We start from the raw sequence: 13,007 nt of genomic DNA, 5'->3' as shown, positions 1-13,007 counted from the left end.
GCAGAAGGTTCCGGCCGGAGGACGAGGAGAAACCGTAGGAGGATGCTCCCTTTTCGCGAGAGTTCCGACGAAAGCGCCCCGGCGCGCCGCCGGTTGGACGAGGATTCCTGTCCTGCCGGGGCCATCCCGTCCCGCGGAGCCCGGATCAGGAGTGGAAGAGTCGACATCATGCAGGTCTGGCCCGGACAGGCGTATCCTCTCGGCGCGACGTACGACGGCGCCGGCACCAACTTCGCGGTCTTCTCGGAAGCCGCGCGGAGAATCGAGTTGTGCCTGCTGCACGACGACGGTTCGGAGACGGCGGTGGAGCTCCGCGAGTCCGACGCCTTCGTGCGGCACGCCTATCTGCCGGGCATCATGCCGGGACAGCGGTACGGATTCCGGGTCCACGGCCCGTACGATCCCGGCCGCGGCCACCGCTGCAACTCGGCCAAACTGCTGCTCGATCCGTATGCCAAGGCGATGAGCGGGAGCATCGACTGGAACGAGGCGGTCTACGGCTACCACTTCGGCAAGCCGCACGAGCGGAACGACCTCGACTCGGCCCCGCACACGATGGCGTCGGTCGTCATCAACCCCTACTTCGACTGGGGCGACGACCGGCCGCCCCGCACGGACTACCACCGGACCGTGCTGTACGAGGCCCACGTCAAGGGCCTGACGATGCTGCACCCGGCACTGCCGGAGGAGCTGCGCGGCACCTACGCCGCGCTGGCGCACCCCGCGATCATCGAGCATCTGACCGAGCTCGGGGTGACGGCACTCGAACTGATGCCCGTGCATCAGTTCGTCCACGACCACCGGCTGGTCGATGTCGGTCTCGCCAACTACTGGGGCTACAACACCATCGGCTTCTTCGCCCCGCACAACGCCTACGCCTCCTGGGGCGACCGGGGCCAGCAGGTGCTGGAGTTCAAGTCGGCGGTGCGCGCGCTGCACCAGGCCGGCATCGAGGTGATCCTCGACGTGGTCTACAACCACACGGCCGAGGGGAACCACCTGGGCCCGACGCTCTCCTTCCGCGGCCTGGACAACGCCTCGTACTACCGGCTGACCGAGGACCCGACCTATTACATGGACACCACGGGCACCGGCAACTCCCTGCTGATGCGCAGCCCGCACGTGCTCCAGCTGATCATGGACTCGCTGCGCTACTGGGTGACCGAGATGCGGGTGGACGGCTTCCGCTTCGATCTCGCGGCGACCCTGGCCCGCCAGTTCCACGAGGTGGACCGGCTGTCCTCGTTCTTCGACCTGGTCCAGCAGGACCCGGTCGTCAGCCAGGTGAAGCTGATCGCCGAGCCCTGGGACGTCGGCGAAGGCGGCTACCAGGTCGGCAACTTCCCGCCGCTCTGGACCGAGTGGAACGGCATGTACCGCGACACGGTGCGGGACCTGTGGCGGGGCGAGCCGCGCACGCTGGCCGAGTTCGCCTCCCGGATCACCGGCTCCTCCGACCTCTACCAGGACGACGGCCGGCGCCCGCTGGCCTCGGTCAACTTCGTCACCTGCCACGACGGCTTCACCCTGCGCGACCTGGTGAGTTACGACCGCAAGCACAACGAGGCCAACGGCGAGGGCAACCGGGACGGCGAGTCGCACAACCGCTCCTGGAACTGCGGCGCGGAGGGGCCGACCGACGACCCGGGCGTGCTGGCCCTGCGCTCCCGGCAGCAGCGGAACTTCATCGCCACCCTGATGCTCTCCCAGGGTGTCCCGATGCTCAGCCACGGTGACGAGTTCGGGCGCACGCAGGCCGGCAACAACAACGCCTACTGCCAGGACAACGCGCTGGCCTGGGTGCACTGGCCGGCCCGCGACGGCGGCGAGAGCGGGGACGGGGACGGGGGCCCGGAGGAGGCCGCCCGCGGGCGCGGCCGGGACGGGCGGGGCGGGCGGCGCGGCGGCCCGCGCGGGCGCGGGGCCGAGGAGGAGGGCACCGACCGGGAGCTGCTGGAGTTCACCCGTTCGATGGTGTGGCTGCGGCGCGACCACCCGGTGTTCCGGCGGCGCCGCTTCTTCCACGGCCGGCCGGTGGAGGGCACGCACGACGAGCTCTCCGACATCGCCTGGTTCACCCCGGACGGCGAGGAGATGACGCAGCGGGACTGGCAGGCCGCGCACGCCAAGTCCCTCACCGTCTTCCTCAACGGCAGCGCGATCTCCGAGCCGGGCCCGCGCGGCGAACGGATCCGGGACGACTCCTTCCTGCTGCTGTTCAACGCCGGGGACTCGGCTCTCGACTTCACCGTTCCCGTGAACCACGGGCGGCAGTGGCAGGTCGTCGTCGACACGGCGCTCCCGCGCGGTGTCGAGCCGGGCACCGGGCGGAAGGTCAAGGCCGGGGACCGGCTGACCCTCGTCGACCGCAGCCTGACCGTACTGCAGCGCCCGGCCTGAGTCCTGGCCGGACCTGGCCGGACCTGGCCGGGCCTGACCGGACCCGGCCGTTCCTCGCCGGGCCCGCCGGACCCGGACCGTCCCGGCCGCTCCCCTCTCCTCACCCGGACGGCGCAACGGGCGCGGGTGGTCCGGGGTGGCCCGGATGCGCCGTTCAGCAGGCACGGACGGCGTCCGTCCGGGTACATCCTTGCCATGACTTCCGAGCCGCTCGCGCCGCCCCCGGGTCCGCCCGCCGCGCCCGGCGCCGTGCCGACCGCGACATACCGCCTGCAGATACAGCCGGACTTCCCCTTCGCCGCGGCCGAGACCGCCGTTCCCCATCTCGCCGCGCTCGGCGTCTCCCATCTGCATCTGTCGCCCGTCCTGGAGGCCGTACCGGGCTCCGGTCACGGCTATGACGTGGTGGACCACTCCGCCGTACGGGCCGAGCTGGGCGGCGAGGCCGGGCTGCGGCGGCTGGCGGCCACCGCGCGGGCCCACGGGCTGGGCATCGTCCTGGACATCGTGCCGAACCACATGGCCGTCCCCGTTCCGGAACGGCTGAACCGGGCGCTGTGGAGCGTGCTGCGGGACGGCCCCGGCTCGCCGTACGCCCGCTGGTTCGACATCGACTGGGAGGCGGGGGCCCCGAGCGCCCCCGGCGCGCGCCGGGGGCGGATACTCCTGCCGGTCCTCGGTGGCCGGCTGGACGGGGAACTGCGGCACTTCCGGCTCGAACGGGAGGACGGGAGGGACGCCGGAACGGGGGGCGGGTACGTACTGCGCTATTTCGATCACGTGTTCCCGGTCCGGCCGGGCACGGAGCGGCTGCCGCTGCCCGAACTGGTGGCCGCCCAGTGGTACCGGCCGGCCTGGTGGCGGCTGGCCCGCACCGAGCTGAACTACCGGCGGTTCTTCACCATTTCGGGGCTCATCGGGGTGCGGGTGGAGGACCCGGCCGTGTTCGGCGCCACCCACGCCACCGTGCTGCGGCTGCTGCGCGACGGGGTCGTCCAGGGCCTGCGCGTCGACCACCCGGACGGGCTGGCCGACCCGGAGGGCTATCTGCGGCGGCTCCGGGACGCCACCGGCGGCTGCTGGACGGTGGTGGAGAAGATCCTGACCGGCGGCGAGGAGCTGCCGGGCCGCTGGCCCGTCGCCGGCACCACGGGATACGACGCGCTGCGCCGGGCCGACGGCCTGTTCACCGACCCGGCGGGCGCCCGCGAACTCGACACGCTGCACCGGCAGTTCACCGGCGTCGCGGACGGCCTGGGCGGCGCGTGGGCGGCCACGGCCGAACGGGCCGCGCGCGAGGTGCTGGAGCGGGAGCTGGACGCCGAGGTGTCGGCGCTGACCCGCGCGGCCCTCCGCGTCTGCGAGACGGCGCCCGCGCCGCCCGACCACGCCCCCTGGGCGCTGCGCACCGCGATCCGGGAACTGCTGCTGCGCGTCCCCGTCTACCGGCCGTACACCGCCCCGGGGAAGGCCGTGCCGGAGCGGGACGCGGCCATGCTGCGCCGGGCGGCCGAGGGGGCGCGCGCGGCCTTCGCCGTGCCGGAGGAGGCCGGGGCGGTGGACCTGGTGCGCGAGCTGGCGCTCGGCACCGCCGGGGACTCCCCGGCCCACCGCGAGTTCTGTGCGCGCTTCGCCCAGACCTCCTCCGCGCTGCGCGCCAAGTCGGCCGAGGACACGGCCTTCTACCGGTACACACCGCTGTTGTCGGCCGCGGAGGTGGGCGGCGAGCCGGACCGGCCGGGGGTCTCCCCGGAGGAGTTCCATGCGTTCTGCGCGCGGCTGCAGCGCGACTGGCCGGAGACGGGCACCGTGCTGTCCACGCACGACACCAAGCGCAGCGCGGACGTCCGGGCGCGGATCGCGCTGCTGTCGGAGGTGCCCCTGGAGTGGGCCGAACTGGTGGAGCTCCTGACGAAGGAGACGGCGCGCGCGAGCGGCGCCGGGGTGCCGGACGCCCATCTGGCGTGGGCCGCCTGGCAGACCGCCTTCGGCCTCGGCTACGGGCTGTCCGGGCCCCTGCCGGCGGAGCGGCTCGTCCCGGCCGTGCTGAAGGCCGCGCGGGAGGCGGGGCTGCGGACCACCTGGACCGAGCCCGACGGGGCGTACGAGGACGCCGTACGGGCGTTCACGGAGGCGGGCCCCTGCGGGCCGCCGCACCCGGCGGCCGTGGCCTTCGCCCGCGCGCTGGGCGCGCACGCCCGCGCGAACATCCTCGGCGGCGCTCTCGTCCACCTCACGATGCCGGGCGTCCCCGATCTCTACCAGGGCACCGAAGGGGAGTTCAGGGCCCTGGTCGACCCGGACAACCGGCCGCCCCACCGGGCGCGCCCGGAGACGCTGGCGGGCCTCGACGAGGGGCGGCCGCCGCAGGGCCTGCCGGAGGAGAAACTGCGGCTCACCGCGGCCGCTCTCCGACTGCGCCGGGAGCACCCGGACTGGTTCGGACGGGCCGGCTCGTACGAGCCGCTGACCGCGGAGGGCCCGGCGGCGGAGCACTGCGTGGCCTTCGGCCGCTCCGGGCGGGCGGTCACGGTCGTGACGCGGCTCTCGCGGCTGCTGGAGCGCTCGGGCGGCTGGCGGGACACCGCGCTGCGGCTGCCCCCGGGCCGCTGGCGGGACCGGCTGACCGGGGCGGAGGCGGAGGGGACGGTGGCCCTCGCGGAGATGCTGGACCGGTGGCCGGCGGCGCTGCTGATCCGTGTCTGAGCTGCGACGGAGCCGTCGGCAAGCGGCGCCCGGGGGACGGACCCGGCAACCGGGTCGGCCCCGGTACCGGTACCGACCGGGCCAAGGGGCCGCCTCGGCGGGGTGGATCTCGGCAGCGAAGGTGCTCGTACCCCGGCCGGGCGGGAGATCCGCGTACCGGGCCGGCAGCGGTCGGGGTTGGTGGACCGGTGGCCGGTGGCGCTACTGGCCGTGTGAGCAGCCGGGGCGGCGTGCCGGTGCGGCCGGCGCTTCCCCCCGGGCGCTGACCGGGCGCCGCTCGGTCAGCGTGCGCTGCGGCGCCGGATGCTGGTGGTCCGTCAGCGGGAGGCGAGGCGGAAGCTGAGGCGGCCGAAGCTGACCTGGTCGCCGGGGTGCACGACGGCCGTGTCCGTCACCCGGCGGCCGTTGACGCAGGTGCCGTTGGCCGAGCCGAGATCGCGCAGGATCCAGATCCCGCCGCGCGAGACCAGCTCGGCGTGGAAGCGGGAGACGGTCTCGTCGCCGAGCCGCAGGCCGTTGGCCGGTTCCCGCCCTATGCGCAGCGGCCGCGGGCCCGGTTCGGGGAGCAGCAGCCGGGGCAGCCGCTCGGTCTGCCAGGCCCGGCGCAGCCGCAGGGTGAAGGAGGAGACGGCCGCCACCGAGCCGAACACGGCACGGGACCAGCGGCTTTCGTGGGGCAGATCCGAGGTGAGGGCGCGCAGTTCGTCGTGGCCGCGCGCCGCGAGGGCGAGCTCCATCCGCCGCAGGAAGGTGTCCTGGGACAGCCGCCCCTCGGCGGCGCCCTCCCGGAGACGGCTGATCGCCCGGTCCCGGTCGGCGTCCGACACCCGGGCGGGGCCGCGTGGGACGGGTCCCGGCCAGGGCTGGAGCTCGTGGGAGGACGTCACGGGAACGATTCTCCGATCACGGGCCCTGACATGTCCAGTGCGCTGTGTACCAGGACCGTACCGGAGGGGCGGCCCGCGGCGGCGCGGCGGCCCGGCGGCTGGGCGGCTGGGCGGCTGGGCGGCCAGCCCCTCGCGCACCGGTCCCTGGCCCGGGGCGCCCGGGTGCCCGTCGGCCCCGGTCCGGGCCGGCTCCGGCGGGGCCGGCTCCGGTCCACGTCAACTCCCACAGGCGCCGGCTCCCGTCGGGGCCTGTTCCGCCCGGGTCGGCTCTTGCCCGGGCCCCCTCCGGTCCGGGTCAGCTTCCGTCCGGGGCCGCGATGCCGTGGAAGGCGAGGCCGAGGAGCAGCCGCACCCGGTCGGGGGCGTCCTCGCAGCGCCGCTCCGCCCAGTCCCGCATGGCGGCCTCGTAGGCCCGTCCCACATGGGCCGCGAGGAGGGTGGCGGGCACGTCGGAGCGGAGCACGCCCGCGCCGGCCGCCTCGGTGAGCATGGTCTCCACCGTGTCCAGCACCGGTGGCCGCGCGCCCTCGCCGAGCAGCGCGGCATGGCGGATGGGCAGGGTGTAGACGAAGCGGGCCAGCACCTCGTCCCGCAGCATGCGCCCGGCCGTCGCGACGAGCAGGTCCTCCACGCGCTCCAGGGTGCGGTCGGTGCCGCCCGGCGGGGCCGGGACGGGCTCGCGGCCGAGGAGCCGGGCGAAGAGCTCGGCGAGGATCTCCTCGCGTTCGGAGAAGTACTTGTAGAACGTGGCCCGGGAGATGCCCGCCTCGGTGGCGATGTCCTCGACCCTGACCCCGATGTATCCGCGCTCGGAGAACAGCCGCAGCGCCGTCTCCACCACGAGGTCCCGGGCCTTCTCCCGCCGCTCGGCCCGGGGGCTGCCGAATCCGGGTGGCCGTACGGTCATCGTTCCTCCTGTTTCGCCGGTCGCGCCGCCGGGGACAGGTGCGGTCGGTGGCCCGCCGGTCGCGCTCGCCCCCGATCTTCCTCGGCGGCCTGCTCCTTCCGCAACGCCGGTCCTGCGGGTCCGCGCGGTCCCGTCGCGGCCGGCTCGGCGCCGGGCCGCCCACCCCCACCCTCCTGACACCTGTTTGCCACCTGAGTAGACACATGTCTACTCTAGCGTCAATGCACATGTCGCGGAGTGGGTCCGGCCCCCGCACACCCTGACCGATGGAGGCTGTCGTGCTCTCTTCCCTGGCCCGTTTCTCCGTGCGGCACCGATGGCTGGTGATCGCCCTCTGGCTGCTGGCGGTGCTCGGCGCCGGCCTCGCCGCCCGCAGCTCGGGCGGCGAGTTCAGCAATGACCTCACGCTCAGCGACTCCGACTCCCAAGCCGCCTACGACACCCTCCGCGAGCGCTACCCGGACATGTCCGGGGACGGCATGCAGGTCGTGATCCACAACGACGGGGACGTGACCTCGCCGGAGGTGAAGAAGGCCGTCGCGGACTCCCTCACCGAGGTGCGCGGCACGGACGGCGTGGCGGCGGCGCAGTCCCCGTACGGACCCGGGCCGGCCATGGTCTCCGAGGACGGGCGGACCGCCATGGCCACCGTGCGGTTCGAGGAGCGCGCCAAGGACGTCCCCGCCGAGTCGGTGGAGGCCGCGCAGGAAGCCTTCGCACCGGTGCGGGACACGGGCGCGCAGGTCGAGTTCGGCGGTGCCGTGCTCCAGACCGAGAGCGGCCCGTCCGGCAGCGAGGCGATCGGCCTGGCCGCCGCGGTGCTGGTGCTGCTGGTGGCCTTCGGCTCGGTCTTCGCCATGGTCGTACCGCTGGTGACGGCCCTGTTCGCGCTCGTCCTGGGGCTGTCGGCCGTCCATCTGGCCGCCGGGCTCACCACCATCGGCACCTCCGGTCCCGTGGTGGCGGCCATGATCGGCCTCGGGGTCGGCATCGACTACGCCCTGCTGGTCGTGACCCGGCACCGGGAGGCCATGCGCGCCGGGCACGCCCCGGCGGAGTCGATCCCGCTGGCGCTGTCCACCGCCGGACGGTCCGTGCTGGTGGCGGGAGCCACGGTGATCGTGGCCATCCTCAGCCTCTACCTGATCGGCATCCCCTTCGTCTCGGCCCTCGGCCTGGCCAGCGCCCTCACGGTGGCCGCCACCCTGCTGGCCGCGGTCACCCTGCTCCCCGCCCTGCTGGCCGTCTTCGGCGACCGGCTGGACCGGTTCCGCGTCCGGCGGCTCCGCTTCGACCACGGCAGCGGCCGGGCGAGCGGCTGGCACCGCTGGACCGCCCACATCCAGCGCCACCCCTGGCCGTACCTGCTGGCCTCGACCGTCACCCTCGTCGCCCTGGCCCTGCCGCTGTTCTCCCTGCGCCTCGGCACGGCCGACGACGGCTCGGCCCCCGAGGACACCACCCAGCGCCGCGCCTACGAACTCGTCACGGACGACTTCGGCCCCGGCTGGACGGGCCCCCTCGTCGTCACCGCCGACTTCGGCGGCGACGGGTCACCGACCGAGGTGCGGGAGCAGGCCGCCGGCCTCCGCACCGAACTGGAGAAGACCGCGGGCGTGGCCGAGGTGCGCCCGCCGCAGCTCGACGAGAGCGGGACGACCGCCCTCTACACCGTCGTCCCCGAGGGCTCCCCGGACGAGGAGTCCACCGAGGAGCTGGTGCACCGGCTGCGGGACGACGTCCTGCCCGGCGCCGTGGAGGACACGGAGGGCGCCGAGGCGCACGTCGGCGGCTCCACCGCCACCGCCATCGACCTCGCCGACCGGCTCGGCCGGGAGATGGGCTGGTTCATGACCTTCGTGGTGGGGCTGAGCTTCCTGCTGCTGACGGTCGAATTCCGCTCCCTCGTCGTGCCGTTGAAGGCCGCGGTGATGAACCTGCTCTCCGTGGGAGCCGCCTACGGCGTCGTGGTCGCCGTCTTCCAGTGGGGCTGGGGCGCCGGGCTCCTCGGAGCCGAGCCGGGGCCGGTGGAGTCCTTCGCCCCGATCATGCTCTTCGCCGTGCTCTTCGGGCTCTCCATGGACTACGAGGTGTTCCTGCTGAGCCGGGTCCGCGAGGAGTATCTGCGCACCGGCGACACCGGGGGCTCCGTACGCGACGGCATCGCCGCCACCGCGCGGGTCATCACGGCCGCGGCCTCCGTCATGGTCGTCGTCTTCGGCAGCTTCCAGCTCAACGACCAGCGGGTCGTCAATCTCTTCGGCTTCGGCCTGGCCGTCGCCATCGCGATCGACGCCACCCTCGTCCGGCTCGTCCTCGTCCCCTCCGTGATGGCCGTCCTGGGCAGGGCCGCCTGGTGGATGCCGCGCCCGCTGCAGCGGCTGCTGCCCCGGCTGCCCGGCGAGGCGGCGGACAAGGGCCGGCAGCCGGCCGGCGGCACCGCGGGCGACACGGCGGGTGGCACCGCGGGCGACACGGCCGGGTACGAGCGCCCGGCCGGTGCCGGAACACCGGGCGGCGCGAACGGGACGCCGGGCGGGCAGCCCCCGCACCGCGCCCCCGAGGACGGACGGGTGCCCGGGAAGCGCCCGTGACGGACGGGAACCGGTCCGGGCGGCCTCCCCGCCCGGACCGGGCTCCGTCCGCTCCGCCCCCGGCCCCCGGGGCCCCGCCGGCGGACGCGGTGCGGGGGAGCTTTGCCAGCAGCCGGGACCGGCTGCTAGGAAGGAGCCGTGCCGGCCACCGATACCCCAGGCGCGTCGCGGAGCGACGCCGAGCGCAACCGCAGGACCCTGCTGGACGCCGCCGCCCAGGCCCTGGCACACAACCCGGGAGCTTCCATGGCCCAGGTGGCGCAGGCCGCCGGGCTCACCCGGGCCACGCTCTACCGGCACTTCAGCACCCGCCAGAAGCTCCTGGAGGCCATGCGCGCCGAGGCGCTCGAACGGGCCGGGGACGCGATCGCCGCTTCCCGTCCGTCCGAAGGCGATCCCCTGGAGGCGCTGCGCCGGGCCGTCGACGCCCTGGCACCCACCGGTGTGCGGTTCCGGGCCCTGCTCGCGGAGGGCGCCGACCAGGACCCGTCGTTCCTCGGCGAACGCGCCGAGGTCTTCGCCCCGCTGGTGGAGACGGTGCGACGCGGCCAGGAGGCCGGCCGCGTCCGGGCCGACGTCCCGCCCGCCTGGGTGGTGACGGCCATGGCCTCGCTGCTCGTCGCCGGTGTGCGGACCGCCGGCGCGGCCGCGCCCGACGGTCCCTCGGTCGCCGATCTCGTCTTCCGCACCCTGACCGAGGGCGTGGCGACGGCGGACTGACGGCCGCGGGCGGCCGTCGCTCACGGCCCCGCCCCCCGTTCGCGGGGAACCGCCCCGTTGGCGGGCAACGGGTTCCCCGCACCGGCTGCCGGCCCGTCCCGGCGCGTCCGCCCAGCGCCCGGGGGTGTCACCCCCTGCCACGGGCACGGCTTCCCGTCACGGGCACGGCTTCCCGTCACGGGCACGGCACCCCGCTACCGCACCGGCGCCCGGAACGCGCGAACCGCCCCGGCGTCCCTTCCCCGCCCCACCCGGTCACGGACCGGCCGGTTCCCCGGGCCGGCCCGCCCTCCCGCCCGGCCGGACACGGCAACGACCGGTCCGCGCCCTCCCGTCACCGCGGGCGCCCCTTGTCCTCCCCCACCTCACCCGACCCCATGGAGCGGACGTGTTCGACACCATCTCCGGCCTGCCCATCCACCCGCTGGTCGTCCACTTCACGGTGGCCGTCCCGCTCGCCGCGGCCCCCGCCGTCGCGCTCGCTGCGCTGTGGCCCCGGTTCCGGGCGTGGGCGGGTCCGCTGCCCTTGGCCCTGAGCCTCCTCGCGCTCGTGCTCGTCCCGGTGACCACCCAGTCCGGCACGGCGCTGGAGGAGAGCGTCAAGGAGACGGCACTCGTGGAGCGTCACGCGGAACTGGGCGGGACGCTGCTGCCCTGGGTCGCCGCCCTCGCCGCGGGCGCCGCCGCCCTGTACTGGCTGCAGCGCCGCGGGGCCCGCTCCGGGGGCACGGGCGGCGGCGCCCCCTCCCGGGCGGGCGCGGCGCTGGTGGTGGCGGTCCTCGTCGCGCTGGCGGGCGCGGTCGGCACCGGTGTCCAGACGGTACGGATCGGCCACAGCGGCGCGGAGGCCGCCTGGACCGCGTGAGCGCGGGTGCCGTGGGTGCGCGCTCCGTCACACACCGAGAAAAACTAGACATTGCTGTCTCACTTCCTTACCGTGGAGACATCCGGTCCGGGTCATCGACGACCGAACCCGGGCAGCCGCACCCGGCGCCCCCGAGGCAGAACGGCCTCCGCAGGACCGGTTCACACCCCGCAACGGAAAGGCAGGACACCCCATGCCCCTCAACCACGGCCACGAGCACACGGACCACACCGGGCCCGCCACGGCCCCCTCCGGCGCCGGAACGGCGGGACGGCCGGACGACGCCGAGGTGGACGTCCTCGTCGTGGGCGCCGGGCCCACCGGGCTGACCGCCGCCTGCGAGGCCCGGCGCCACGGCCTCACGGCACGGATCATCGACCGCGCGACGGGCCGCTCGGGCTTCTCCAAGGCGCTGGTCGTCCACGCCCGGACCATGGAGGTCTTCGAGACCATGGGGGTGGCCGACCGCGTCCTGGCCGCGGGCGCCCGGTTCGCGGCACTCAACGTGAACACCCGGCACCGCGCCCCCGTCCGCGTCGACCTGCTGGGCCTCCCGTGGGGCGACACCGCCTACCCCTTCTGGCTGTCGGTCCCCCAGTACGCCACCGAGCACATCCTCGAATCGCACCTCACCGCGGGAGGCGGCGCCGTCGAGTGGGGCGTCGCGCTGGAGGACCTCCGCGACGACGGCGACTCGGTGGAGGCGATGCTGGCGCACGGGGACGGCCGGCGCGAAACGGTCCGCGCCCGGTGGGTGATCGGCTGCGACGGCGGCCGCAGCCGCGTCCGCGAAGCCTCCGGACTGCGGCTCGACCGCTCGGACGCCGGGGCGGTGTTCGTCCTGGCCGACGTCCTGACCACCGCCGAACTCACCGAGGACGAAGGGCACGTCTTCCTCGGTCCGGAGGGCCTGCTGCTGATCGTCCCCATGCCGGAGCCCCGCCGCTGGCGCATCATCGCGCACGTCCCCGGAGTCCGCGAGGACGAACGCCTCACGCTCGACGCGCCCTTCCTGGACGAGCTGGTCCGCAGCCGCGCCGGAATCGCGTTCGGCAGTCACGACGTGACCTGGCGGTCGCAGTTCGCCCTCAGCCACGGCCTGGTGGACCACTACCGCCGCGGCCGCGTCTTCCTCGCCGGCGACGCCGCGCACATCCACAGCCCCGTCGGCGGCCAGGGACTCAACACCGGGGTGCAGGACGCCCACAACCTGCTGTGGAAGCTGGCCGCCGCCCGGCACACCGAACCCGCCCGGGCCGAGGCCCTGCTCGACAGCTACGAGGCCGAACGCCGGCCCGTGGCCCGGGCCATGGTGCGCGGCACCGCCCGCGCGACCAGCGCGCTCACCACCCGTACCGGCATGACGCGCGCCCTCCTGGGCACGGTCGCGCCCACCCTGCTCGGCCGCGGCCCCGTGCAGGCCCGCCTCGGCCGGGGTGTCGGCATGCTCGACATCGGCTACCGGGACGGCGGCCCGGGCGGAGCGGGCACCGGACGGGGAGCGCGCCCCGCAGCGGGCGGCAGACTGCCCGACCCCGTGCTGCGTGACGGCCGGCGGCTCCACCAGCGGCTGGCCCCCCGCGGCTTCACCTGGGTGGTCCGGACCCGTCCCGGGGAGACCTGGCCGGCCGGCGACGACCGGGCCTGGGCGGGGATACCGGCGGTCTTCCTCTCCGAGGAGGAGTGGGCGGGGCTCACCGGCCCGGGCAGGGGAGCGGCGGCACCCGTGATCCTCGTCCGCCCGGACCGGTACACCGCGGGCGCGGGCAGCACGGCGGCCTCCGTCCTGTCGGCGGTGGGACCGCGCATGCTCCCGGGCGCCGTTCCGCACCACCCCGGTCACCTCACCGGCTGACGGCCGGAACGGGGCCCGTACCCGGTGGCGGACCCGGACGCACGGAACGGCGCAGGCCGGAGCGTGCCCCCGC

Annotated in this window: 8 protein-coding genes; 6 read left to right on the top strand and 2 right to left on the bottom strand. The window is 75.2% G+C overall.

Going from position 1 to position 13,007, the window contains the following annotated elements; translation table 11 throughout:
* Positions 1-168 precede the first annotated feature (168 nt).
* Complete coding sequence (gene glgX, locus KBZ10_RS20200) at positions 169-2,400, top strand: glycogen debranching protein GlgX (protein WP_210989081.1); 2,232 nt, start codon at positions 169-171, stop codon at positions 2,398-2,400.
* Positions 2,401-2,595: 195 nt separating this feature from the next.
* Entirely contained in the window at positions 2,596-5,106 is a 2,511-nt protein-coding gene (gene treY, locus KBZ10_RS20195) for a malto-oligosyltrehalose synthase (protein WP_210989080.1), read from the top strand.
* 317 nt (positions 5,107-5,423) lie between these two features.
* Here treY and KBZ10_RS20190 read toward each other — a convergent pair whose 3' ends face one another.
* Together KBZ10_RS20190 and KBZ10_RS20185 are read right to left on the bottom strand one after the other, a co-directional pair.
* The gene (locus tag KBZ10_RS20190; RefSeq protein WP_210989079.1) at positions 5,424-5,993 is read right to left on the bottom strand and encodes a DUF1707 and FHA domain-containing protein; all 570 of its coding nucleotides are present in this window, start codon (positions 5,991-5,993) and stop codon (positions 5,424-5,426) included.
* A gap of 295 nt (positions 5,994-6,288) precedes the next feature.
* Positions 6,289-6,900 carry a TetR/AcrR family transcriptional regulator gene (locus tag KBZ10_RS20185; RefSeq protein ID WP_210989078.1) on the bottom strand — a complete coding sequence of 204 codons (612 nt, stop codon included), beginning with the start codon at positions 6,898-6,900 and terminating at the stop codon, positions 6,289-6,291.
* A 278-nt stretch (positions 6,901-7,178) separates the two neighbouring features.
* Between KBZ10_RS20185 and KBZ10_RS20180 the strand changes: the two genes are divergently transcribed.
* From KBZ10_RS20180 to KBZ10_RS20165, 4 genes are all read left to right on the top strand, one after another.
* Complete coding sequence (locus KBZ10_RS20180) at positions 7,179-9,494, top strand: MMPL family transporter (protein WP_210989077.1); 2,316 nt, start codon at positions 7,179-7,181, stop codon at positions 9,492-9,494.
* 138 nt (positions 9,495-9,632) lie between these two features.
* Positions 9,633-10,214 carry a TetR/AcrR family transcriptional regulator gene (locus KBZ10_RS20175; RefSeq protein WP_210989076.1) on the top strand — a complete coding sequence of 194 codons (582 nt, stop codon included), beginning with the start codon at positions 9,633-9,635 and terminating at the stop codon, positions 10,212-10,214.
* 388 nt (positions 10,215-10,602) lie between these two features.
* Positions 10,603-11,079: a DUF2231 domain-containing protein gene (locus KBZ10_RS20170; protein WP_210989075.1), complete on the top strand. Its 477-nt coding sequence runs from the start codon at positions 10,603-10,605 to the stop codon at positions 11,077-11,079.
* Between the two features lie 193 nt (positions 11,080-11,272).
* The gene (locus KBZ10_RS20165; RefSeq protein WP_210989074.1) at positions 11,273-12,934 is read left to right on the top strand and encodes an FAD-dependent monooxygenase; all 1,662 of its coding nucleotides are present in this window, start codon (positions 11,273-11,275) and stop codon (positions 12,932-12,934) included.
* Positions 12,935-13,007: the final 73 nt, after the last annotated feature.

This window comes from Streptomyces sp. F63 (genome assembly GCF_018070345.1).
GTDB lineage: Bacteria > Actinomycetota > Actinomycetes > Streptomycetales > Streptomycetaceae > Streptomyces.
Note: the sequence above shows the minus strand (reverse complement) of the source record. Positions and strands in the feature narration are given on the sequence as shown.

What these genes read in the sequence shown, in the direction of transcription:
- glgX (WP_210989081.1), top strand. Translation starts at nt 169, where the DNA reads ATGCAGGTCTGGCCCGGACAGGCGTATCCTCTCGGCGCGACGTACGAC.
- treY (WP_210989080.1), top strand. Translation starts at nt 2,596, where the DNA reads ATGACTTCCGAGCCGCTCGCGCCGCCCCCGGGTCCGCCCGCCGCGCCC.
- KBZ10_RS20185 (WP_210989078.1), bottom strand. Translation starts at nt 6,900, where the DNA reads ATGACCGTACGGCCACCCGGATTCGGCAGCCCCCGGGCCGAGCGGCGG.
- KBZ10_RS20165 (WP_210989074.1), top strand. Translation starts at nt 11,273, where the DNA reads ATGCCCCTCAACCACGGCCACGAGCACACGGACCACACCGGGCCCGCC.